The organism is Halobacillus campisalis (genome assembly GCF_030345335.1).
GTDB lineage: Bacteria > Bacillota > Bacilli > Bacillales > Halobacillaceae > Halobacillus_A > Halobacillus_A campisalis.
Window position 1 is genome coordinate 448,248 of record NZ_JAPVRC010000001.1, and the last position, 24,744, is coordinate 472,991.

21 protein-coding genes are annotated in these 24,744 nt (G+C 39.8%); 8 read left to right on the forward strand and 13 right to left on the reverse strand.

Annotated features, from left to right (window positions below):
• The first annotated feature begins 75 nt into the window (after nucleotides 1-75).
• Together ppc and O2Q26_RS02260 are read left to right on the forward strand one after the other, a co-directional pair.
• Nucleotides 76-2,841: a phosphoenolpyruvate carboxylase gene (gene ppc / locus O2Q26_RS02255; protein WP_289214378.1), complete on the forward strand. Its 2,766-nt coding sequence runs from the start codon at nucleotides 76-78 to the stop codon at nucleotides 2,839-2,841.
• A 109-nt stretch (nucleotides 2,842-2,950) separates the two neighbouring features.
• Entirely contained in the window at nucleotides 2,951-3,565 is a 615-nt protein-coding gene (locus O2Q26_RS02260; protein ID WP_289214379.1) for a spore coat protein, read from the forward strand.
• Nucleotides 3,566-3,710: 145 nt separating this feature from the next.
• Here the strand turns inward: O2Q26_RS02260 and mmuM are convergent, their stop codons facing one another.
• From mmuM to O2Q26_RS02290, 6 genes are all read right to left on the reverse strand, one after another.
• Entirely contained in the window at nucleotides 3,711-4,661 is a 951-nt protein-coding gene (mmuM, locus tag O2Q26_RS02265) for a homocysteine S-methyltransferase (RefSeq protein ID WP_289214380.1), read from the reverse strand.
• A 216-nt stretch (nucleotides 4,662-4,877) separates the two neighbouring features.
• The gene (locus O2Q26_RS02270) at nucleotides 4,878-5,852 is read right to left on the reverse strand and encodes a DUF4003 family protein (RefSeq protein ID WP_289214381.1); all 975 of its coding nucleotides are present in this window, start codon (nucleotides 5,850-5,852) and stop codon (nucleotides 4,878-4,880) included.
• Between the two features lie 1,192 nt (nucleotides 5,853-7,044).
• Entirely contained in the window at nucleotides 7,045-8,526 is a 1,482-nt protein-coding gene (locus tag O2Q26_RS02275) for a flotillin family protein (protein WP_289214382.1), read from the reverse strand.
• A gap of 133 nt (nucleotides 8,527-8,659) precedes the next feature.
• On the reverse strand, nucleotides 8,660-9,925 hold the full coding sequence (locus tag O2Q26_RS02280; RefSeq protein ID WP_289214383.1) for a PucR family transcriptional regulator: 1,266 nt from the start codon (nucleotides 9,923-9,925) through the stop codon (nucleotides 8,660-8,662).
• A gap of 251 nt (nucleotides 9,926-10,176) precedes the next feature.
• On the reverse strand, nucleotides 10,177-11,724 hold the full coding sequence (gene pruA / locus O2Q26_RS02285) for an L-glutamate gamma-semialdehyde dehydrogenase (RefSeq protein ID WP_289214384.1): 1,548 nt from the start codon (nucleotides 11,722-11,724) through the stop codon (nucleotides 10,177-10,179).
• Nucleotides 11,725-11,749: 25 nt separating this feature from the next.
• The gene (locus tag O2Q26_RS02290) at nucleotides 11,750-12,667 is read right to left on the reverse strand and encodes a proline dehydrogenase family protein (RefSeq protein ID WP_289214385.1); all 918 of its coding nucleotides are present in this window, start codon (nucleotides 12,665-12,667) and stop codon (nucleotides 11,750-11,752) included.
• Between the two features lie 658 nt (nucleotides 12,668-13,325).
• Between O2Q26_RS02290 and O2Q26_RS02295 the strand changes: the two genes are divergently transcribed.
• Nucleotides 13,326-14,363, forward strand: a complete 1,038-nt coding sequence (locus O2Q26_RS02295; RefSeq protein ID WP_289214386.1) for a metallophosphoesterase — start codon at nucleotides 13,326-13,328, stop codon at nucleotides 14,361-14,363.
• 64 nt (nucleotides 14,364-14,427) lie between these two features.
• Here O2Q26_RS02295 and O2Q26_RS02300 read toward each other — a convergent pair whose 3' ends face one another.
• The 4 genes from O2Q26_RS02300 to O2Q26_RS02315 all read right to left on the reverse strand — a co-directional run bounded on the left by O2Q26_RS02300 (nucleotide 14,428) and on the right by O2Q26_RS02315 (nucleotide 18,543).
• Nucleotides 14,428-15,216, reverse strand: coding sequence for a class I SAM-dependent methyltransferase (locus O2Q26_RS02300; RefSeq protein WP_289214387.1), 789 nt, complete (start codon nucleotides 15,214-15,216; stop codon nucleotides 14,428-14,430).
• 174 nt (nucleotides 15,217-15,390) lie between these two features.
• Nucleotides 15,391-16,995, reverse strand: a complete 1,605-nt coding sequence (locus O2Q26_RS02305; RefSeq protein WP_289214388.1) for an ABC transporter permease — start codon at nucleotides 16,993-16,995, stop codon at nucleotides 15,391-15,393.
• The gene (locus O2Q26_RS02310) at nucleotides 16,995-17,906 is read right to left on the reverse strand and encodes an ABC transporter ATP-binding protein (protein ID WP_289214389.1); all 912 of its coding nucleotides are present in this window, start codon (nucleotides 17,904-17,906) and stop codon (nucleotides 16,995-16,997) included. The genes O2Q26_RS02305 and O2Q26_RS02310 overlap by 1 nt, the downstream gene beginning before the upstream one ends.
• A gap of 1 nt (nucleotide 17,907) precedes the next feature.
• Nucleotides 17,908-18,543 carry a TetR/AcrR family transcriptional regulator gene (locus O2Q26_RS02315; RefSeq protein WP_289214390.1) on the reverse strand — a complete coding sequence of 212 codons (636 nt, stop codon included), beginning with the start codon at nucleotides 18,541-18,543 and terminating at the stop codon, nucleotides 17,908-17,910.
• 715 nt (nucleotides 18,544-19,258) lie between these two features.
• Here O2Q26_RS02315 and O2Q26_RS02320 point away from each other — a divergent pair.
• From O2Q26_RS02320 to O2Q26_RS02335, 4 genes are all read left to right on the forward strand, one after another.
• A complete protein-coding gene (locus O2Q26_RS02320; RefSeq protein ID WP_289214391.1) occupies nucleotides 19,259-19,585 on the forward strand; it encodes a hypothetical protein in 327 nt (108 codons plus the stop codon).
• 83 nt (nucleotides 19,586-19,668) lie between these two features.
• Nucleotides 19,669-19,863, forward strand: a complete 195-nt coding sequence (locus O2Q26_RS02325; protein WP_289214392.1) for a hypothetical protein — start codon at nucleotides 19,669-19,671, stop codon at nucleotides 19,861-19,863.
• 27 nt (nucleotides 19,864-19,890) lie between these two features.
• On the forward strand, nucleotides 19,891-20,715 hold the full coding sequence (locus tag O2Q26_RS02330; protein WP_289214393.1) for an undecaprenyl-diphosphate phosphatase: 825 nt from the start codon (nucleotides 19,891-19,893) through the stop codon (nucleotides 20,713-20,715).
• A 16-nt stretch (nucleotides 20,716-20,731) separates the two neighbouring features.
• Nucleotides 20,732-21,346 carry a DedA family protein gene (locus O2Q26_RS02335; protein ID WP_289214394.1) on the forward strand — a complete coding sequence of 205 codons (615 nt, stop codon included), beginning with the start codon at nucleotides 20,732-20,734 and terminating at the stop codon, nucleotides 21,344-21,346.
• 37 nt (nucleotides 21,347-21,383) lie between these two features.
• Here the strand turns inward: O2Q26_RS02335 and O2Q26_RS02340 are convergent, their stop codons facing one another.
• The 3 genes from O2Q26_RS02340 to O2Q26_RS02350 form a co-directional block, all read right to left on the reverse strand.
• Nucleotides 21,384-21,692, reverse strand: a complete 309-nt coding sequence (locus tag O2Q26_RS02340) for a MerR family transcriptional regulator (protein ID WP_253937271.1) — start codon at nucleotides 21,690-21,692, stop codon at nucleotides 21,384-21,386.
• 70 nt (nucleotides 21,693-21,762) lie between these two features.
• The gene (locus O2Q26_RS02345) at nucleotides 21,763-21,975 is read right to left on the reverse strand and encodes a hypothetical protein (protein ID WP_253937272.1); all 213 of its coding nucleotides are present in this window, start codon (nucleotides 21,973-21,975) and stop codon (nucleotides 21,763-21,765) included.
• 906 nt (nucleotides 21,976-22,881) lie between these two features.
• Nucleotides 22,882-23,442, reverse strand: a complete 561-nt coding sequence (locus O2Q26_RS02350; protein WP_289214395.1) for a beta-class carbonic anhydrase — start codon at nucleotides 23,440-23,442, stop codon at nucleotides 22,882-22,884.
• Nucleotides 23,443-23,713: 271 nt separating this feature from the next.
• Between O2Q26_RS02350 and O2Q26_RS02355 the strand changes: the two genes are divergently transcribed.
• Nucleotides 23,714-24,730, forward strand: a complete 1,017-nt coding sequence (locus tag O2Q26_RS02355) for a S8 family peptidase (RefSeq protein ID WP_289214396.1) — start codon at nucleotides 23,714-23,716, stop codon at nucleotides 24,728-24,730.
• Nucleotides 24,731-24,744: the final 14 nt, after the last annotated feature.

The window sequence follows — 24,744 nt, forward strand, 5'->3', positions numbered from 1 at the left end:
TCTGATAACATAATTAAAATATGAGCGATGGTCTTTCCTCGCTTAAATTCAAAGACTTTACAGGATGGTGAAAGTATGACTTTACAAAATCAAACCAACGACCATACAACTCCCCTCAGGCACGATGTCAATTTACTCGGCAATATGCTCGGGGAAATTCTCGTCCACCACGGTGGAGACCAATTACTTAATAAAGTCGAAACAATACGTAAATTAACTAAAGATCTCAGAAAAAATCAAGAAGCTCATACTTACAACTTATTAAAAGAAGAAATTCAAAACCTTCAACCCCCTTTGCGTTCCCAGGTCATCCGTGCTTTTTCAATTTATTTTCATCTCGTTAACATCGCTGAACAAAACCATAGGATTAGACGTCGCAGAGAATATCAGCTAAGAGATGACCATGGCGTCCAGCCTTATTCATTGGAAAGCGCTGTTTTGAATCTTAAAGAGAACAATATTGAAAAAGATGTGATACAAAATGTATTGAACGACCTTTCTTTAGAGTTAATCATCACTGCCCACCCTACGGAAGCAACAAAAAGAACCGTTCTTGAAATTCAAAAACGGATCGCTAACATACTTATTCAATTGGACCAAAACAATCTAACAGCAAACGAAAGAGAAAATATAGAAGAGAGTCTTTTTAACGAAATTACTGTTCTATGGCAGACAGACGAACTTCGCCACCGTAAACCTACGGTAATGGATGAAGTTCGAAATGGATTGTACTATTTCGATCAGACCCTCTTTGATGTCTTGCCTGATATACATCAAGAATTAGAGAATCGTCTTGAAGAAACTTATCCTGACGAAGAATGGTCGGTGCCCAACTTCTTGCATTTCGGTTCCTGGATAGGTGGAGACCGTGATGGAAATCCGAATGTAACACCTGAGATTACTTGGTCTACTTTAAAGAAACAGCGGGAGATCGTATTGAAGAAATATGAGGAAGTGCTCGTAGAATTGATGAAGCGGTTCAGTCACTCCACTACCCGCGTCAATGTAGGAGAAGATTTCATCAAGGCCGTTGAAAAAGAGGAGAGAACGATTCCAGAAAATAAAAGATGGCGGGTAGAGGCAGAAATTTATCGACGTAAGTTCGCCATCGTTTTGGAGCGGCTTCGCCAGGTAGGTCAATCAGACATAGGATACCCTTCAGCTGATGATCTGCTTGAAGATATTACACACATTCAAAAAAATGTACAAGCTCATCACCCAGCTAAACGGGATTTGAAAATGATGAAAAAGTTTGTACGTCAAGTTAATCTCTTCGGCTTCCATTTAGCTACCCTAGATATCAGAAATCATAGTGGCGAGCATGAAGCAGCAATTTCCGAGCTATTGAAAAAGGTGGACATCTCTGAAAATTATTCAGACCTTCCAGAGGAAGAAAAAGTTCATCTTCTTGAGGAAGTGTTGAAAGACCCGCGTCCAATCTCATTACTGAATGAAGATTACACAGAAGAGACACAGGAGATGCTGAAAGTTTTCCAATTGATTCGCGAAGCTCATAGAGAATTCGGTAAGCGATCTATCCAAGTTTATTTAATTAGTATGACAGAATCGGCAAGTGATCTGCTTGAAGTACTCGTGCTAGCTAAAGAAGCAGGCATTTATCGACTACATGCTGATGGGACGGTGGAAAGCAATTTAGATGTGGCTCCACTGCTTGAAACAGTCGAAGATTTAAAAGCAGGACCTTCCATACTTGAAAAGCTATTTAATATGGATGTTTACAATAAACATTTGAATCACCGTAATAACAATCAGGAAATCATGCTGGGATATTCTGACGGAAGTAAAGATGGCGGTACGCTGACAGCTAACTGGAGATTGTATAAAGCTCAGCAGGAAATACACGAAATGGCTAAAGAGTACAACGTAAGTCTAAAATTCTTCCATGGACGCGGCGGCTCCCTTGGCAGAGGCGGCGGACCATTGAACCGCAGCATCGCTTCCCAGCCTGTTGAAACGCTTGGAGACGGTGTCAAAATTACTGAACAAGGAGAAGTTTTGTCCTCCCGTTACCTTCTTACGGACATTGCTTATCGCAGCTTAGAACAAGGTGTTTCAACACTCCTTGAAGGTGCGGCGCATATTTCTAAAGAAACGGAGCAGACCAATCGTTCGGAGGAAAATTGGGAAGAAATTATGGAGGAAGCGGCTAATGTTTCGTTGGAGAAATACCAATCATTAGTGTTTAATGATCAAGATTTTCTCACCTATTTCAATGAAGTCACGCCTCTGCAAGAAATCAGCGAACTCAATATCGGTTCACGCCCTATGAAGCGAAAAGACAGTACTAAATTTGAGAACTTGCGAGCCATTCCATGGGTGTTCGCCTGGACACAAAACAGGCAATTGATACCTGCATGGTATGCATCTGGAACAGGTCTAGCAGAATATGCCGACAGAAGCGATGAAAACTTATCCCATTTACAGCAAATGTATGAGAAGTGGCCTTTCTTCCGATCAACGGTTGATAATCTTCAAATGGCTCTGACTAAGGCAGATATTCAAACTGCTAAAGAATATACCACGCTGGCCAATGATGCTGAAATGGGCGAGCGGATCTTCAATAACATTGTCGAAGAATATGATAAAACAAAAGACATCTTGCTTAAGATTACAGGAGATGAAGAGCTGCTGGATCACCAGCCGACGATTCAGGAATCAGTACGTCTCCGTAACCCATACGTCGATCCTTTGAACTTCCTGCAAGTGGAATTGATCAAAGAACTGCGTTTGCTTGATGAAACAGGCACCAATGATGACTTATTAACCGAAGTATTACTCACCATTAGTGGAATAGCAGCTGGCCTGCGAAACACTGGTTGATCTATGGAACCTGGCAGAATTGCCAGGTTCTTTTTATCTTCCGTAATTTGTACATAATTTCTCCTAAAAACAACAGACTAGACAAGAATATATCACTGGAGGGATTAACATGGATCAACAGCCACAAACAAATGGAACACAAGCTTCAAATAACATGGCTCCTATGGTCAGCCATGGAGGTCACGAATTATTTGATGCTCACGAAGTCATTGCTTCCACAATTAGTGTATTAGATCAGTATCAAATGTACGAACAGCATATTCAAGATGCTGAATTAAAAAAGATATTAACGAATCAAACAGAATTTCTTACTCAACTTTATAACATTATGGTCGAGTGTTTACAGACTGGACAAAAACCGTCTCAGTCTACTCACATCTACAACATGAGTCAAAATAACGATGTCGTTTACGGAATGAAACCCGGCCAGCCGAAAAAACCGAACCAATCCGTTAACGATTTAACGGATCAAGGGCTGTCAGCTTATATGCTCGGTCAAGCAAAAGGGTTAGCAAGCCTCATGTCGATGACGGCTCTTGAAATGACCAACCCTGTCATTCGAAGAGTGGTCGGAGATAGTGTTCCAAACTTAATTGAAATGAGCTATGAAATCTTCCTGTATCAAAATAAGCGAGGGTACTATCAGGTTCCTCAGCTGGCTGCACAGGATTTGACTCAAATGACGAACAGTTACACCCAAACTCCTGATCAAAGAATAAATTAAAAAAATACAACGAGCAGAAAAATAAAAACTTTCTGCTCGCTGTTATCATTTATTCGATTATATTATTTGGTAAGCGGCACTCCGCACTAATGCGAGATAAGTACGTTTTGAATAACTCCTGCATCTTCCCACACCGCATTCCGCGCTATTCACCTTGACACATCCTATGCTTGTAACCTGCCATGATTTGAATATCGTTCGGTGTAGTCCTGCAGCACCCCCCTATTAAGCGTGCTCCCGTTTCAAACCATTTTTCCGTATAGGCCCCTATCGATAAGTCGTCCGCTTCACCTTTCCATGAATTTGTCTGCGCTACATACTCCTCGCCTGAATTAGGGTAGATGAGAATTGGTTTAGAAGTATTTTCAGATATTTGTTGAACGAGTGAGCTAATGTATTGCGGCTTTGTACAATTCACCCCAATAGCTGCTATCTGACTGCAAGAGTCTAACCATTTCGCACAGTCAGCCATATTATGTCCTTCACTAATGTGAAAATGATCCTTTGCACTGAAGCTCATCCAAGCATATACTTGCGGGAATTCTTCAAGTAAACTTACTAATACTTTTGCTTCACTAAAGCTGGGAAGTGTTTCGCATGCAATAACGTCGGCTCCTGCTTCTACCAGTGCTTTCATGCGTGGGCGATGAAAATCCTTTAAAGCTTCTTCATTAATCGTGTAATTCCCACTGTATTCTGAACCATCTGCTAAAAACGCACCATAAGGTCCTACAGAAGCTGCTACAAGCGGTTTTGAACGATTCAATCGGTTTCCGTCTTCTTCCCAAAACTCATCTCTGGCTTCTGCTGCCAAATAGACCGATTTCTTTATAAGTTCTATGCTTTCTCTTTCAGTCAGCCCTCGATTCATGAATCCTTCTACCGATGCTTGATAACTTGCGGTAATGGCAACATCTGCTCCTGCTTTAAAATACTTCAGGTGAAGCTGCTTGATTGACTCTGGCTGCTCTAACATAATCTTTGCCGACCATAAATCGTCGTTAAGATCGCAGCCTATAGCTTCAAGCTCCGACGCTAGTGCTCCATCAAGTACAACTAGAGTCTGCTCTTTCAATATATTGTCTATGGGGTTCATAGTTACCAGCTCCTTCTCTAAACTCAAGATAGTCAGCAATGTTCCATAATAAATTAAGGATGATCCCAGTAAAATTTGTCAGTCGATAATAAGAAATTATATCAATTTCTGTTATGAGATCGATCGAAATGTTAAAAAACCCTACTGACAATACAACAAATGAGGTATTTTTTTGTTTCTGTACATTTTTCCCGGGAAAGTTTTCCCTTCTATTCTTTATCCATTATTTGAAGCAGATACTGCAGTAGCAGCCGTGATCCCGGTAATCATAGCAGTCTGCTGTGCTTGCATAATAGCTTCCATTGTAGTCAACATTCCCGTTTCAACTAGACTGCTTCCTTTCAAACTTTCACTTACAGAAAGATTCACAGCTACTTTAAAATTGAGCTCTCTTTGCCATTTAAAGTGCCGCTGACTATCAAGTTTCAGTTTTAATTGTTTTGTATTCTCAAGTTCTATGTCCGTATGCTCTATTAGAGAAAGAAGACCGACTTCTGGATAATGTATAGGTTTAGGTTTAATAGAGGCACGCTTTAATGATTCTAAAACCTCTATAGATCTTTTGATGTATACTTCCGGCTCTTCCTCTTTGCTTAACGAGAGAATATGGCTGAGAAATTGAAGGTCATTCCCTTTCCTGAATTTCGATGTATGGAGTTCTCTATAAAAATATTCTATCCTGGCAATTACATCTTTAACTGCACCTTCTCTTTCAGACAAAAGCACAGCCAATGGGTAATCCTCGTTCGTCGTTATGAAAGGGTGTTCCTGGCGCATAGATTTATATATATATAGTGCTCGATCGATCTTATTTTCTAAATGAGAAGTTTCCACATCATCCGTCATCATGGCGAGCGCGGCAATGTAAGTAAAATTCCCTCTCTTAAAACCGCCTTCGACCAATTTATCATAATATGCTTTCAATATTTGGACTACTTCTTTCGGCTGCTCAAAACGTGTGTCCAGCATGGAAGCCACAGAGAAACGCAAATTCGATTTCAAGGGCGAGAACATTCCTGCATTTGTTTTAATGTGTTCACTTAGTTCTACGAATTCATTTATATTGAATGCTCTCTCTTTGATGACGTAAACGGATGATGCCATCATGAGGATCTTTTTATCGCACCACTTAATTTCATCATTCATTTCATTAAAAATGTCTATATATTTTTCCAATTTTTCTGTTACCATTCAGTTTTCTCCCCCCTCATATGTATGTTATAACCTTACGAGTAAAAGTACATAAAAGTTTCATTATTAAGTAAAAAGCCATTCTGGAATGGTAGGTAATTACTATACTTGGGACCAAATGTGAAAAAACAGCTAAATTCTGAAAAAGAAGTATGTTTAACGCTATAAAATTGTCTTAAGTGAACTAAAGCTCCCTTGTAGTGGAAGACTCAGTTTCGAGACATAATGAATATTTAGGGGCTCCGGGAAACGGATCGCTTTCCGGGGGGCGGGCGCTGAGCCTCCTCGAGCTTCGCTCTCCGGGGTCTCACCTGTCCCGCTCCTCCCCCAGGAGTCTCACCGTTTCCCTCCGCCCCTTTCCATATAAAGATCTCGAAACTGCTTCAAAAAAAAGCAAACATTTCTGTTAGTACGCAGATTCTCTGTCCAAGTGTCTCAGGCTGCAAAACCTTGCTATAAAGTTCTATAATCCGAAAGAATAGATGAATGAAAAACACTTCCTCTGAGAGAAAGCGTTTTTTATCGCTTACTTCGCATGGATGAATGGGGACTGCGATGCTCCTTTTTTAAATTCGAAAGCGCTTCGTTCAGCGGCGTATGAACTGGGATGAGTTGCCAGAGAAAGGAAACAAGAAGACCATAGTGATTCGATCTTGACTTACAAAACTCGTTAGTCGCTAATCGCTAGAGCTTGGAATACGCAGCTTTGATGAGAGATCAGAAGTCTTTTCCAGTACCAGGGGGTTCGTTCATTCCATTTCGCATGGGGTGGTTGGGAAGCTAGGAGACTCCCGTGGGAGAAGGATGTAGGCGAGATCCCACAGGTCTGCAAGCCCGAGGAAGCTCGCCACTTCCCCCACAGGAAAGCGAGTAGCTTCCCAACAACCCCTGACTCTTAATAGGGCAACGAACCCAGGTTATCTCGAAACCAAGTCTTCCACTATCCTGCCAGTTTGTTCAAGACTAACCCTAACAAATTTCACAACATACTTGCTCTATAAAATCAACTAGCAAATAAGCACGTTTACAACAGCTATTTTAAATTACATTATAAGATTGCGACTTTGTATGTTAATCCGATTGGTAATACCCAATAACCGTCGATATGCAAAGATAAATAGCAGACCAAATCATATGCGATCTAGTCTGCTATTTCATATGCCTTAATACAGAACCTTAAAGTACCTGGCTTTTACTGTTTTTCATCAGCATAACTATACTTATCTTCTTCAGATTTAACTTCTTTGTTTTTTTCTTTTCCTATAGAAGAAAGCATGTTCGTTACATCAAAACCTGTTAATTCTTTAAGCGGCTCATGCATATCCATCATCGTTTGCGTCACGCTTTTTCCGAAAGAAGGTACACCCTGACCATTTCCTGAATCGATGATTTTCACTGAATCAATATTGTTCAACGGTGCAGCAATTTTTTCAGCAAATAACGGAAGCATTTCGATCATTTTTTCTACGATAATCACGTCTCCATGTTTTTCCATCGCTTCAGCGATCAGACGACGAGATTCAGCTTCCGCTCGACCTTTTTCACGAATGACTTCAGCATCAGCAAGTCCTTCTTCTTTCTTGATTCTAGCCTGTGCTTCCCCTGCGATAGAGGATTTCCGGGCTTCTGCTTCCGCATGTTTCGTTGTTTCGTAGGCTTGAGCATCCGCTTTTGCTTTCCTGACTTTTGCTTCTTCATCTTCAAGTTTAACTAAGCGTTCTCGTTCGATATGCTTTAAGTCCAACTCTTCTTCTTTTGCTCGACGCTTGATCTGTAAGTCTTCCTCCTGAACTTCTTTGGCAAGTTTTGTACGTTCCAATTCATAGGATTGTTCAGTCTGCGCACGCGCTCGTTCTGTTTCTTCTTTGAACGCCGCATCTTTAATATCTTTCTCTTTTCTTGACTGCGCAATGGCACTTTCCCGTTTGTATTCCTCTTCTTTAGCCTCCTGATCCGTACGAGCTACATGCATACGCGTTTCACGTTGGCTGTTAGCCTCGGCTATTTCAGCTTGTTTACGAACTTCAGCAATACGCGGACGGCCAAGGTTTTCTAAGTATCCATTATCTTTATCTGCATCGCGCAAATCAGTTAAGCCTAGTGATGTAATTTTAAAACCCATTTCATCTAACTGGCGCTGCGCAATATTAGTCACTTGCTCATTGAAACTTTCTCGGTCCTCATTAATTCCTTCTACAGTCATTTTAGACAGAATAGCGCGTAGGTTACTGCCTAGTACTTCAACAATTTCTTGTTCGATTTCATCTTGTTCTTTCCCTAAAAATTGCTCAGCATAGTTGGCTATACCTTTTAAGCTGTCCGCTACTTTAATCATGGCGACGGCATCCGCTACAATTGGAACTCCTCCGTTCGTGTAAACCTTAGGAGTTTCTAGCTTAAGCTGAAAACTCGTCAAATTCACTGGAGTCGAAGTCTGGAACATCTTTAACCGGTATCCGCCGCCTCGAATTATCTTCATAGAGCGACCTTCATCATCTGTGAAAATGTTCGTTTCTTTGTCTGGATCACCAAGTTTCGGGCCAGTAATAATTAAAGCTTCGTTGGATTTGGCCGTTCGATACCTCAGTTTCAGCCAAAAGAATCCAACCACGGCAGCAATAGCAGCTACTACTAGAATGGGAATGATGATAATAAGCACACTTGCAACATTCATATGTAATTGTACCCCCTAAAAAAGAATTAGTTATAGTGTAACATTTTGTCTTAAAAAGAAAATACTTCTTAATATATTTGTATAAACTTATCTGAAAACATAAAAAAATCGCCTCTCAAACAAGACGATTTTTTTAAATATGACTGATTGCTTCTTTATAACGTTGATAATAAGCCTCTACGTTATTTAAAAGAAGCAATTCCGTATATAAATAACTTTTCATATTGAAATCATTGAAGTCAATGTTCGTTAGCTCTTGAATTTGCTTAATTCGGTAGTTGAGCGTGTTCGGATGAATGAACAACTCATTCGCCGTCTGTTTAGCTTTAGTATTATTCGCTAGATACACTTCGAGAGTCCTAAGCAAATTCGTCTGTTTTTCAGTATCATTCGTAATTAATTTAAGTAAGTCCTCACTATAATAATCTTCAGAACTGTTTTTTTCATACAATGCAGCCAAATATCGATAAATACCGAGTTTTGCGAATTCTCTCGGCATTGATTCTGGGCGAGGGGTAATAAAGTTAGCTGTTTCAATGACTTCCAACGCTTCAAGAAAACTTTTCCTTAAATAGTAAAGGGTTGTATACTCTTTCCCTACGCCGATCAGAAAATAATAGAACTCCTCTTCCCCTGTTTCATATTTAACATCATCAATGATGATTCTGCTTAAATTTCTTGATGAAAATTCACTCTCGGCATCCCCGTGAATGACAAGGATCATTTGGAATTCCGTTTTTAAATAATGCACGGACTTCTTATGGCTTTGTACCACTTTCTCCAAATAATCTAATAAGTATTTATGCTGAGGGGTCGTCACTGAAAATACCATAACAGAAAAACGTTCTGGGAGTGTCAGTTTGGCTAATGAAGCATCATGACGTATCTGACTTTCACTGCCGTACTCATGGTGAAGTAATTTCCAAAGCAGCTCTTCCCTGCGTCCTTCTTTTGCATTCACTCTGGCATATACGTCATAGATGAGTTTACCCAAATGAGGAGTGATCTCTTCTAATAAAACCAGTTCCTCACTAGTTAGAAGCTCATCAGATTCCTGAACCCAAATGTACCCCATTGTGTGGCCCAAGTGTTTTGCAGAAATGACGATTCGCTGATGGAAGCCAAACTCTTCGATTGGCTGGATGCGGATTGGGTCGGGGCGTTTTTCAAGACGCTGCACGATCCCTTCTTTTTTTAGACGGTCGATTATAAAAATCGGGCATTTTTTTGATAATATCGTTTTTTGCTGCGTAAGATCGAATTCATCGAAGGAAGAACTATAGGAAATCAGTTCAAAATTTTTATTTTCGATTATTACGGGTTTTCCTAGAGCGGAACTGATTAATTCGGTTGCCTTATGAATATCCTCTACTTGGAGGATCAAATCCTTTACTTCCATATAAATCCTTACCTTTCCAAGCACTCACTTATTAAAGGCTCCTTCCAACCCCTATTCATCTCTAATAAAAGCAACGATTCTCTTTATCAAAATCATCAGCTTATTATTTAAAACAACAAGGAATGATAACCTAACCTTGAATAAATTAATGGACTAGTCTTCCACTATTATAGCGAGTTCTTTTACAAAGAAAAAGAAAAACGAAAAAAAGCCCTCAAAAATGAGGGCTTCTTAGCATCAATTATTTAACTTTAATATTTTTCAGAGATTGTTTTGGCTTGCATGTGAAGTGCCAGGTAATCTGGTCCGCCAGCTTTAGAATCCGTGCCGGACATCTTGAAGCCGCCAAATGGCTGGTATCCTACAATTGCTCCTGTGCAATTACGGTTGAAGTAAAGGTTTCCTACGTGGAAATCTCTCTTCGCTTTTTCTAAATGGTCGCGGTTATCAGAGATGACAGCACCTGTTAAGCCATACTCAGTGTTATTGGCAATATCAATCGCTTCATCAAAGTTTCTCGCTTTTGTGAAACAAACTACAGGTCCAAAAATCTCTTCTTGCTGCATACGGGAGTCAGGAGCAAGGTCAGCGAATACAGTCGGTTCGATGAAATAACCTTTAGAATCGTCACCTTTACCACCTGTTACTAGACGCCCTTCTTCTTTCCCTATTTCAATGTAGCTCATAACCTTATCGAAAGCACCCTGGTCAACTACAGGTCCCATATATACGTTTTCTTCAGATGCGTTGCCTACCGTTAATTTCTCAGTACGCTCTTTTACCATTTGAAGCAATTCATCATACACATCTTCATGAACTACAGCTCTTGAACCTGAGGAACATTTTTGTCCGGAGAAACCGAATGCTGAAACAACAATCGCTTCTGCAGCTGTCTCGAGGTTGGCATTGCTGTCTACGACCACAGTATCTTTACCGCCCATTTCAGCAATTACTTGTTTAAGGTGCTTCTGCCCCTCTTTCACTTCTGCTGCCTTTTGCATGATACGAGTACCAATATCACGAGAACCTGTGAAGGAAATCAATGCAGTCTTAGGATGATCGACTAAATAATCCCCTACTTCACCACCACTGCCTGGCACGAAGTTCAGTACGCCTTTTGGCAGTCCTGCTTCTTCAAGCACTTCTACAAATTTAGCAGCAATTACCGGGCTGTTACTTGCAGGCTTCAGTACTACAGTACTACCTGTTACTAGTGGAGCTACAGCTGTACCAGCCATAATCGCGAATGCTAAGTTCCAAGGAGGAATGACGACAGCTACACCCGTAGATGTATAGATATAGCGATTTTGTTCTCCTGGACGACTTTCGATTGGTTTGCCGTCTTTAAGTTCGATCATTTGACGACCATAATATTCAAGGAAATCGATCGCTTCAGCAGTATCAGCGTCGGCTTCTTTCCATGGCTTTCCAACTTCATACACTAGGTATGCTGAGAATTCATGCTTTCTTCGGCGGATGATGCTAGCTGCTCTAAAAAGAAGTTCAGCACGCGCACGCTCGTCCCACTTTCTCCAATCTTCAAAAGCTGTCGCAGCTGCTTCTATGGCCTTCTCAGCAATTTCCTGATTAGCTTTGGAAACAGTACCTACAACTTCTTTCGTATTCGCAGGGTTAGTTGAAACAATTTCCTGGTCCGTTCTAATTCTTTGACCGTCAACTAATAAATCATGTTTTTGTCCTAATTCCTCTTTTACCTTCTTCAATGCATCCTCGAATGCCTTTTTGTTTTCCTCAATTGTAAAATCTGTGAATGGTTCGTGTTTGTAAGCTGTTACCATAGTTAAATTCCCCTCTCGAAATAATTTATTTTTTAAAAATTCCTTTAACCGCAAAAGCCACATTGGCAGGTCTCTCGGCCATACGCCTCATAAAATACCCATACCAATCCTCTCCATAAGGTAAATATACTCTAACGGTATACCCCTCCTGGACAAGTTTTTTCTGCGTTTCATTCCTCATACCATAAAGCATTTGGAATTCAAATTGGTCTTTAGAGATCCCTTGTTCTTCCGCTAATTCCTTTGTGTACTGAATCATAGCATCGTCATGACTGCCCACTGCAGTATAGTGGCCGTTTAATAAATTTTTCTTTATTAAACGTTTTAAATTTTCATCCACCATTGACTTTTCGGCATATGCGACTTTGCCAGATTCTTTGTAAGCTCCCTTGACAAGCCTTAGATAGGGATTGGTTTCATCTAAAGTATCTAAATCTTCATCTGAACGAAATAGATACGACTGAATCACTGTACCAAGATTTTCATACTCCTCTTTCAGTGTCTTATATATATCAAGAGTTGCTCCACATCTAGAGGAATCTTCCATATCAATGGTAACTGTAACTCCATGCTGCTCGGCTACTTGTAAAATCAGCCTCATGTTTTCCATGACCAATTCTTCACTAATATCCAAGCCTAGAGAAGTCAGCTTTAGAGAAACTTCTGAATTCAATTGATGCGATGCAATAGCCTGAATCGTATAAACGCATTCTTTAGCTCTCTCTTTTGCTTCTTTTTTTGAATTCACAAACTCTCCTAAATGGTCAACGGTAACTTGTAAACCATCACGGTTTAACTCTTTAATCAACGGTATTGCCTGGGAAAATGTTTCTCCCCCTACAATCTTGTCAGCCCCAAATCTAGTTCCATATCGCTTAGCTAAGCGATCTAACAACTTATTGTTGGAAAGGAATAAGAAAAAATTCTTACTTATGGCTTCCAAGATCACCACACCCTTTCTTCCATACTAATATTTAAACCATGTGGATTTATGATGGAATTCATAGAATTAAATCTATTAAGAAAATTATAACGATTATTGCCGTATAATGACAACGTGTCTAATTCACAAATATATGACGCCCCTATTGTGCGATGCACACAAAATTGGATCTAAACGGTAAAAACTGGGCAAAAAAGGTTTAAACGGATTGCTTTCATATTCAGGGTTAAAACATTTGCTGTTAAAAATAGAATGAAATGTTATCGAAATGCAATTACGCTTTATATGATCTGTTGCACTAAATTCTTAACAGTGTATCCATAAAGCATTAAATTATGGTAAAATCCTTCGTCTCACGCTGTAAACATACCACTTGTAACCAATCCCTGCAGTCTAATACAACAATTTTTTAAAGAAATCCTTCCACAATACCTCCTCCGTAAGAAAATGGAAACTGGTCCGCCATTTCGAGAAGATATGTTTGAAATATCATGCTAGAGATGAAGTAAATTCCATTTCTTCTTCGCATAATTAACTCATCGCAAAGATAAACTACATGTTAAGGAATTAAGGGATTTGCGACTTTTCAACTTACATCGGCGCAACCCTTATTAGTAAGCTGCGTATTGGAAAGCTCACTTAGAAACAGGAGGATATCATGGGGCACAACATCCGAAAAGCATTTGTCGCTATTCTATGTACGATCATTTTTACGATCCATATTCCGCAGGTAAGCGCTGATACCAAAGACTTTCCTTCTTTACCTGCCCGTTCTCAAAAATCGACTGAAGATATAAATAAAAAATCGCCATATGACTACACACTCGTATGGATGTCAGATACTCAGTACTACGCAAAAAACTATCCCTACATATACTTGAATATGGTGGAGTGGATAGCAAATAATAAAGAAAAACTCAATATTCCTTATGTTTTTCATACTGGAGATATAGTAAATACTTGGAATGATGACGAGCAATGGCAGCATGCTGACAAAAATATGAAAGTTTTAGAGACCGCTAAAGTGCCTTATGGGATTCTGGCGGGCAATCATGACATCGATCCAAATAACAATGGTTATTCTCAATTCTCCAAGTATTTTGGTTCAGCCCGATTTGAACGTAATTCATACTACGGGGGTTCTTATAAAGATAACCGCGGCCATTACGATTTGATGAATATTAAAGGAAATGAATTTATTATGATTTATATGGGCTGGGGAATTGGCGAGCAGGAGGTAGAATGGATGAAAGAAATTGTAGAAAAACACCCAGACCGCATCGCTTTTATTGGCCTCCATGATTATTTAACTGGCTCAGGTAAACGAAGCCGGATCGGCCAGCTCGTTTACGATCAAGTTATCAGGCCAAATAAAAATGTAGCGGCCATACTAAGCGGGCATTACTATGGCAGTGAAACTTTGGTCGATCATATAGACGATGATGGAGATGGGAAACCTGACCGGAAGATATATCAGATGCTCGCCAATTATCAAAGCGGACCAGAAGGCGGGCAAGGTTATTTACGTTTATTACAAGTGAAGCAGAAAGAAAATAAAATCCATGTGAAGACTTATTCTCCTTATTTGAATGGCTATAACTTCTATGATAACGAGAAGTACCCTGAGAAAGATGAATTTTATATGGAGATCCCACTCGAAGTTAAGAAACATAAGTTTAGATGGACCAGTGATTGATAAATAAATTATTGGTCTATTAGTTTCATCTGCCTAGAAGCATCATCCCTTCTAAAGGAGAAGGTTAGAGACGACTATTCTTTACTTTTACTGCTTTAGTGGCCATAAAGCACTTGATGTATTGGTCAATCAATCTAATTCCGCCAAAATCATCTTCATAAAAACCTGTGAGAGCGAATCCAGCGTCTATTTGACCTTGAATTTGATCTTCAAGCGAATGACCAAACTCGAGCGCTTCATTATTTTCTTCTAGTTTTAGGAGATCATCTTTTGACAGATGATTTTTGGATGAAAAGGGAATCGAGTATTTGACATCTAATACCCCTTTCTGTTCCTGTTCGTCATCAAATAAGTAAAGGAGAGGGTTTGTAAAACCAGCAATCATGGTTCCATTAGTTTTTAATACTCGTGAAGCTTCTTTCCATACGGGTAATACATTTTCTACAAACACGTTGGATACTGGATGAACAATGATATCGAACATTTCATCATTTAGTTTGCTCAAATCAGACATCTCTGCCTTCAGTGTTTCAATTTTTAAATTCTCTCTTTCAGCTACCATTCGATCTTGTTCCAGTTGTTTTTCAGATAAATCGACTACAGTCACCGCAGCTCCTGCAGCGGCAAGTATTGGCGCTTGCTGGCCGCCACCTGAAGCAAGACATAAGATACGAAGTCCTTTTAAATTGTCAGGAAACCAAACACGAGGTACCGCTCTTTTTGTAGTAACAGATATGCTCCAATTTCCTTTTTTACTTTCAGCGATCTCCCCTCCACTTACTGCTTTCGTATACGTCACACCTTCTTCTACTTTTTTGTCCCAGACTTTACTGTTGTGACTTATCGTTTCCATTTACTTCTCCCCTTCTTAATCAACTTCTTCTTTAATGTCAGGCTTTGTGAAATTATATTTTGGATTCTGTGATTGACCGGATCCACAGTAATCGGTATCACCAACATCATAAACCAGAAAAAATAGTAAAAAAACCCTCTAATTCCTTAAGATAGAAACAGAGGGTTACAAATACTAGCCTTTAATATCCCGTTTTCGATAGAACAGCAATCCTGCTGCCATAAATAAGGCAGCAACAATAGTCAAAATAAATACATTTGTATACTGCATTTCATCTACAGGCAGCTGGGGGATATGAGCAAAAGGAGATAAATTCGTCACCCACTCAGGAAACTGAAACAACCCTCCTAAATAAACGGTGATAAAAGAATATCCTAAATATAACCAAGCGATGCTGCTTAACGAGGGCTTAACACCTACAAGAAAAACTGCCAATCCTATCATGACCCACATGGCAGGTAAATAAACGATGCCCGCCTGATAAAATGTGGCCAAATCAATCGGGTCTTCCATTACTGCCAAGCCGGCCATTCCCATCCCAAAAGCCGCCAGTGACAGCATTACAAAACTGTTCACTAATGCTATTAAAAGATAACTACCTATCAGCCGCCAACGCGATACCGCGCGGCTCAGCAAGTGTTCCACTCTATTCTTATTTTCTTCACCTTTAAGTTTAAAGACAGCCATCAGTGGGGGAATCGTACAAATCATTGATATAACAGCCATAAGCAGCGTTATGAATTGTTCTGTTAAAGAAAAACCATCCACAGGACGTAGGAGACCCGTCACCATGTCGTTACTTTCAAAAAACGAATCCAAGTCTCCCAACACCGATCCATATGAAAGACCTAAAATTAACATTCCTGCCGCCCAAGAGATAATTCCTGTTCTCTGAAGTCTTAATGCGAGACCAAACGGGCTTTGTAAAAAGGCGGAAGCGTTTCTCTTCCCGACTCTTGAAGGCAGGAACCCGGATTGTAAATCTCTGATAGAGCTTAAATAGAAAGCAGCAATAAAAATCACAACAGCCACTGCAGCCATCAAAAAAATCGGCCACCAGATATCAGTCACATAAACCTCAGTCCGAGTTACCCACCCTAATGGTGAGAACCAGGCTAATGTTTCGTTACTGACATCTCCTATAGCGCGAATGAGGTATGCCGCTCCAAGCACACTCATCGATAAACCTGCCACACCTCTGCCACTTTCCGAGACTTGAGCAAAGAGAGCAGTAACTGAGGTGAAAAAGATCCCTGTAGCAGTTAATACGGCTCCATAAAGCAGCGAACCTTCTACGTCTACACTTTCTATATTCATAAAAATTAAACCCGTAGCTGTCAGTAATCCTAAAACTATATGGACACCAACCATTACAAGCGATGTAGCTGTTAAAGTTGACAATCGCCCCGTCGGTAAGGATCGAATGAGTTCGATTTGTCCATCTTCCTCTTCCGTCCTAGTATGACGGGCAACAATTAAAATACTCATCATACCCACAACAACTGCACTCAACAATAACATTTGATGCGCCATCATAGCTCCGAAGGTATAGTTGTTTATCCCGTAACCAATTCCCACCATCGCTACCATGGCTGGGTTGACCATCGTCTCAGCCATAGCCATTCTTTCTTGATCACTTGAATATAGAGACGTGAAAGAAAAAGCCACTAGTAACGTAAATCCGATGATGGAAATAAGCCAAATAGGAATTTTGAAACGATCCTGCCGCAGAATGAATGTGGACAATATGCCCGTTTTTTCATAAAGTTTACTTGACATTATTGACCGCCTCCTAAGTGAGTGGATGCCTCCGTCCCTTCATAATGACGCATAAATAAGTCTTCTAAAGTGGGAGGAGCGCTCTCTATCTTTACGACTCCGAATGAACTAGCATACTGGATAACTTCATCCATATGTTCTGAATCCACTTGAAAGGACACTCCTCCGGCTTTGCCAACGACGTCATTAACACCTTTCACTTCACTCAAGCCTTTCATCGGCACTCTCGTTTCCATATAGAGAGTAGTTCTCGTCAAATGGCGCAGTTCTTTGAGTGACCCGGTTTCAATGATCTTCCCCTGTCTAATAATTCCGATTTGGTCACACAGCTTTTCAACCTCGGATAAAATATGACTGGACAGCAAAACACTTTTTCCGTTTTTCTTTGCTTCTAATACACAGTCCTGAAAAACTCGCTCCATAAGAGGATCTAAGCCTGAGGTAGGTTCATCCAAGATATAAAGATCCGCATCAGAAGCGAATGCAGCTATGAGTGCTACCTTTTGGCGATTACCCTTTGAATACGTCCTACATTTCTTAGAAGGATCCAAATCAAATTTACGGATCAGCTCTTCACGAAGGGTTTGTTGTTTTGCTCCTCTAAGTTTCATGAAAAGATCAATGACTTCTCCCCCCGTCAAGTTGGGCCATAGATTCACATCTCCAGGTACATACGCTATTCGCTTATGGATCTCAACTGCTTCTTCCCATGCATCTTTTCCGAAAATGTGAGCTTCTCCTTCAGTAGCTTTTAAAATACCGAGCAACACACGGATCGTGGTAGATTTACCTGCCCCATTTGGTCCTATGAATCCGTAAATCTCCCCTTCATTCACTTCTAGGTCGACTCCATCCAGAGCTTTGAAGTCTCCATATTTTTTTGTTAAGTTTTTCGTTTTTAGGATAGCCATACTATGCATCCCTTCCTTTTGAATAGAAGCTCGTTTTTAAAATTTCAAGATATCCGAAAAATTCTTCCCAGTAGGGATCAAAATTTATTTCCGAAAAATTCTTCCCATACAATTCTTGTTTCAATTTATTTTGATAGCCTTCTATCGCCCACTGAATCAATTGGAATGCTTTATCCACTTCTATATCATCTCTGAACAAGGAGTAATCTATATTTTCGTATAACCTGGAATAACCAAGCTCCTGTAATCGGTTAAACTTAGGTTTGAGCTTATCGGGGATATGCTCCTCTCCCTTTAAAAGTACAGTTCCCATAAAATTATATACATCTGGATACTCAGCAAAGGCGGCCATTTTAATTATGGCTGCCTGCTTAAAGCGTTCAATGACGTCTTTCTGCTCAATATTGATTTTAAGAAGGTATTCATCGATCGTAATATCAAAACAAAAATCGATCAGGTAGTTATAAAGTTCTTTTTTATTCTTAAAATAATAAAACAGCATCCCTTTTCCGATATTTGCTTTTTTAACAATTGAATTCGTCGAAGCCAATTCAAACCCTTTTTCAGAAAACTCCTGAAAAGCGGCGTTCAAAATCCGAGTTTTTTTATCTCTGTCTAAGTTTTGGAACTTTTTCAAAAAAGAGTTACCCCCTTACCTGGAAGTTTTAGACCAACCTGGTCGATTACATTATATTCTTTTAGACCAGTCTGGTCAACTTTTATTTTTTCTAAGTAAAACGTAATAATCGCAGGGCCATGGCGGCGTGCAGAGCATCGAGTACTAACCCTCTTCTCTTCTGAAAAAAGCTCAGAGTCCTTAGAAATATACTCTTAATAAAGGTGGTTTCGTTCCTCACATCAAGGTAAAAAGATCCTGTTGGTATGTATAGACTGGGTAGACTGCGGATAGCTTTTGCTTAAACAAGTCGGCCTTCACCCCAACGGAAAGCGACTTGCAGAAAGTTTTGTTCGTAATCCTTTATAAATAATTAGAAAGTAAAAGCGAGTATGGAAGCCAGACCACCCCATTTGATAGTTGCACGCGATTCTTATAGAGAATACAAAAAGGCTTGCCTGATATACAGACAAGCTTACAACATTCCTTGAATATATTTACGTAAAGGTTCCTTAGTCGATTCCTACGCCTAAAGGAATCGTTTAACGTATTTTGAACATGCAGAAAAAAGCCGATGAAGAGCCAGGTGTAAGGGGTTAATTTGGAGTCCAAAAAGGTAACATGTCAGTGTACATCTTAATAATTCTTACTTTTTATTCTTGTGAGTGAAACAACCCATATCTTTCTATTTCCTAATTATGTATACTTAAATAAAAATTGTAAAGGCGGGCTTGCTTTGAATAGACATCGAATCGCAAGTGTTCTAGTGACGGCTATTTGGTGCATCCTCGTCGCTCAAATTCCCGCCTTAGACTTTCAAGGTACATCATTAGAAGATGTTTTCTCCCAGCAACATACCTCGATTAATGAGAGTATTCTTGTTAATACGCCCGCTCCTCAAAAAGGAAAGATACAAGGTTTTTTCACTTACCTTATTTTACCTCCCGATGATTATAAGTCTTACTTAATTTCACTCAGGAACCAGACCCCATCAATTATCTCTTTGATTCCTGACGCGATCACCTTCATGAAACATCATTCCAATTACTTCTCTGCCAATTAATGATTTCATTATTTCCTTTTTTAAGGGCTTATTTAACATGTCCAAAAATAAAGAACATATAGTGAAGGGTGTAGACAACCAAAATGAAATCAATAATAAATTCCATTAATAAAGAGATGATCGAATGTTTCCTTATGATTTTTACAGTATTCACTTTATTTTTCAGTGTACTGGTTATTTCGAGAATGGTGTTCGGAGTGAACTGGGAACAATATATTCCTGATTTCTCATGGAGAATGGTTAACATAAAAGAGATGAAAGACCTGATCACTTTATAACGACATCATCGTTGAGGAGAAAGTTAAATGGATATCATTGAATTAGTGAAAGTGATCATTTTGGGGATGATAGAAGGTTTAACTGAATTTGCTCCAGTCTCCTCCACAGGTCATATGATTATCGTAGACGACCTATGGCTGCAATCGAGAAGTTTCTTGACGGAGTATGGGGCTAATACTTTTAAAGTCTTTATCCAACTCGGTTCAATTACGGCCGTTGTAATTGTTTTCAAGGACAGGTTCAGAGACATGCTCGGCTCAATAATGGACAGAAAACAAGCTATTAAAAATAAACTGAAAATCAGTCATATCATTGTGGGTCTTCTGCCAGCTACGATCTTAGGGTTATTGTTCGAAGATTATATTGATGACTACCTATTTTCTACCTCAACTGTTCTTGTAGGATTAGTAGTCGGAGCGGCATTAATGATCGTTGCGGATTTGATTAGCTTAAAAACGCCGCTCACCGATACAGTAGATGATATGAGCTATCGCCATGCTTTTACGGTAGGACTTGTCCAAAGCTTCTCTTTATGGCCGGGGTTCTCGCGCTCAGGGGCCGCGATATCCGGTGGGGTATTGATGGGCATGAGTCATCGTGCAGCGGCTGACTTCACCTTCATAATGGCGGTGCCGATCATGTTCGGGGCAAGTTTTATATCAATCTTGAACAACTGGAATTATTTCACATGGAACGCCCTCCCACTATTTATGATTGGTTTTATCACAGCTTTTCTATTTGCATTGCTGTCTATCCGTTTCTTCTTACGTGTAATTCAAAGGGTTAAGTTGATTCCTTTTGCAGTGTATCGCATAGTGCTGGCCGTCGTTGTATACGTTTTATATTTCTAGCGGAGGGATTTCTAAAGTGGAAGAATGGATCATTAAATTCATTGATCTTTATGGCTACTATGGTGTTTTTATCTTGATAGCAATTGAAAATGTATTCCCTCCCATTCCATCTGAAATCATTCTGACTTTCAGTGGTTTCATGACGACTCAAACGTCCATGACCGTATTGGGAGTGATTGCCCTATCTACCTCAGGTTCGATTACAGGGGCGATAGTTTTATATTATATCGGAAAAATCATCGAAATCAGATCATTAGAAAGCTTTATCGATCGACACGGAAGTTTTTTTAGAATGACGACGGAAAACCTTCACCAGGCCATGACATGGTTTGAAAAATATGGAGGAAGGACTATCTTTTTCTGCCGCCTCATCCCTATCATTAGAAGCTTAATTTCTATTCCGGCCGGTGTGACCGGTATGCCAATGACTAAGTTTCTTGTGTTTACTTTGTTAGGAACGCTATTGTGGAACGGCTTGCTCATCTTAATCGGAGCTCAACTCGGCGCTTCCTGGTGGAAAATCTCAGAATATATGCAAACTTACTCTTTTATTCTTATCAGCACAGCTGTTATTCTCACCAGTTTACTTCTAATTGTGAAGATGAGAAGCCGATTCAAAGCCGACAAATAAAAAACATTCGCAATTCTACGACGAATTGCGAATGTTTTCATAGTTTTTTCAGATTGAATTGAGCATTCAATTGCCCGCGAATCATATGATCTCGGACTTCTCGGTCTTTGTTTTCATTTTGAAGTTCTTTTTTTATTTCATAGGTTTGTATGCCTTCTTCCCGTTTATTTGCAATTTCCATTAATAATTCTATATCAGAAAATGAGTACTTCCTTGTACCCCTTTCCGTTCTTTCAGGGAAAATCAGACCCCTCGACTCATAATATCGAATCATTCGGCATGACAAGCCTGTGATTTCATTAACAATTCCTATCGTAATGACTTTCTTATCCTTATAAGAAGACATAATAAACTCCTTTAATCAGCTATGTTAGTATGAATTGGATTGGATACCTCCTCCCTCTGGACTTTGACATTTACACAATTTTATTTTGGGTGACCATTGACTTAAGCTGACTGACTGTAAGTGTGCAGGAATGCTCTTCAGAAGCTGATAAAATCCCTGCATCTATCAATTTTCTTATATAACAAAGTTTTACGTCGTTCACTGCTTTTCTTAACTGGTTGGGCTCGGAAACTTCCATGATCCAATCGTAATTCTCTTCTTCTTGAAAGTTCTTGTGTTCCATTTAATAGTTCCTCCTCTTTACTGAAAATAAAACTAAAAAAACAGGACAGATGCTAAAATGGAATGACTATCAGGTACTTATGAAGCAGCAGCTTCGTTCCCTTTTATCTTTTGTTATTATCATCATAAAACATTAAAGCCAGAATGTCAGTTCAAATGTTAGAAAATCTAACATAGTTTTTCATTTATTCTTACACGATGTTAGAAATAGTAACATGTGACCATTTGGTTCATATAAACTTCCTTTTCTTGAAGGTTCAGTTTCGAGATATTTTGGCTGTTTCCATTATATGTGACACCGTTTTGAAATACTGGAAACCACTCTCTTTCTATGAGAGCGCGGTGAGCCTCATCAAACGTTCACTTCTGTACGATACGTCATTTTCCTTTATCTCCGCCAGGTCAGTCAAGTCCATACGCCGCTGAACGAAGCGCTTCCGCTTTTACAAAGGGAGTATCGCAGCTTCCCAATCACCCCATGCGATAGAGATGAGAAACGAACCCTTTACCAAGAAGTAGCGTCTTCTATATGCTTTCCGATAGAATTTAGCGCACTACAGCAAGTTTTTTAACATAGGAGACTTCTTGTTATGAGAATCAGCATACTAACATCAATGTATGATTTTTCTTGAAGCGGTTTCGAGATACCTATTAGGCAGAGGGGCGGAAGGAAACGGTTAGACTCTTGTGGGATGAGCGGGACAGATAAGACCCCACAGAGCGAAGCTCGAGGGGTTTCAGCGACCGCCCCACGGAAAGCGAACTTTTCCTTTAACCCCAAAACTCTCACTATATCTCGAAACTAAGCCTTCAAGAATAGAGAGCTTATATGAATAAAAACACGGACATTTAACAGAGTCTATTAATAAAAAGAAGCGCCCAATCGTAATTGATTGGACGCTTCATATTACTTATATCCATTTATAATTTCACTGAGTTTACCTGTTTCTGGATCGATTACTAATCCATGGACCGGAATCTCATTCGGCATCAAAGGATGGTTGCTCACAGTTGCTACACTCTCTTTCACACTTTCTTCTACATTATTAAAGCCTCGCAGGAATTTGTCAAGATCCACTCCTGAATAATTCAATGTATCAATCACTTCCTGATCAATGCCTCGCTCTTTGACTTTCTGCAGCGTACCGTCTGCTTCCAGACTGGCCATTCCGCAATCATAATGTCCAACCACACATACTTCCTCCGCCCCAAGTTCGTGGACAGCTATAAGGATACTCCGCATAATGCTTCCGAACGGGTGGGAAACGATGGCGCCGGCAGTTTTGACGATTTTGGCGTCACCATTTCCAACATTCATAGCTTTAGGGAGCAGCTCGACTAATCGAGTGTCCATACAAGATATAATGACTAATTTTTTGTTAGGGAATTTACCCTTTTGATATTTCTCATATTGTTTATTTTCTACAAATTCTTCATTATGCGTCAGTATTTCATCAAGTAATTTCACAATTATTCCTCCCAGCTTTTCTTTGATCTTTTTTCTATAATATCTATTTTTCGACAATTTGCCAAGTTATTAGAGCAGCAGACAACCTCTTAATTTGATTTATCTTATAAAATCATCCTAATTACACATAAATATTTAGGGCTTTCATATCGTTTTATCTACACTATATAGGGTAAAATATTACATATGTACCTTTATTCGTTAATGTAGATTATCCTAGTCAACACTGACTTGATTAAAAATGCTTTTCAATTTTCAAAGGGGGATGAATATGAGCAGAATTCGATTGATACCATTTGAAGTTGAGGAAATTATTGAAGCCAGAAACGAAACGCCTGAAGGGGTCAGAATGATTCAGGCACCTGAAATATGGGAGGACTCAGAAAAAGGTAAAGGAAACGTGTTAGCCGTTATTGACACAGGGTGTCATAGAGATCACCCTGACTTAAAAGAGAGAATTATTGATGGCAGAAATTTTACATCCGATTTTAACGGAGAGGCCGACAACTATGATGATAATAATGGTCACGGCACTCACGTTGCAGGCACTATTGCGGCTTGCTGCGCTGGAGAAAATGGTATTTTCGGTGTGGCTCCAGAAGCGGATTTACTGATCATCAAAGTATTAAGCGAAGACGGCAGCGGAGATTATCAGTGGATCATCGACGGAATCCACCACGCCGTCGATTGGGAAGGTCCTGACGGTGAAAAGGTGAGAGCTATTTCGATGTCATTAGGTGGTCCTACTGATGTGCCTGAACTATATGAAGCTGTAAAACGCGCTATAGATCAGGGGATTCCAGTAGTATGCGCAGCTGGAAATGAAGGAGATAACCGGCCAGAAACCGATGAATTCGCATATCCAGGAGGCTATAACGAAGTGATTCAGGTTGGAGCCATAAATTTTAATAAAGAAATAGCTCCTTTCAGCAATACAAATGATGAAATCGATTTAGTTGCGCCTGGAGTCAATATTTTGTCCACATACACAGAAGGAAAATATGCAAAGTTATCAGGAACCTCCATGGCCACTCCTCATGTGACAGGAGCCCTTGCTTTGGTCGCCAATATCGCCGAAAAACAATTCGATCGGAAGCTTACTGAAAGTGAATTGTACGCCCAGCTGGTCAGACGGACGATTCCTTTAGGCTATCCTAAATCAGCGGAAGGAAACGGACTCCTAGCGTTAGCTATACTAGATCAATTCGAGAAACTGTTCCAAACTTTCAACACTACGTTCAACAGACCGGCGAAAGAAGATTTATTTGTCTCATCAAAAAAATCGTAAAAAAAGCCGTTTGT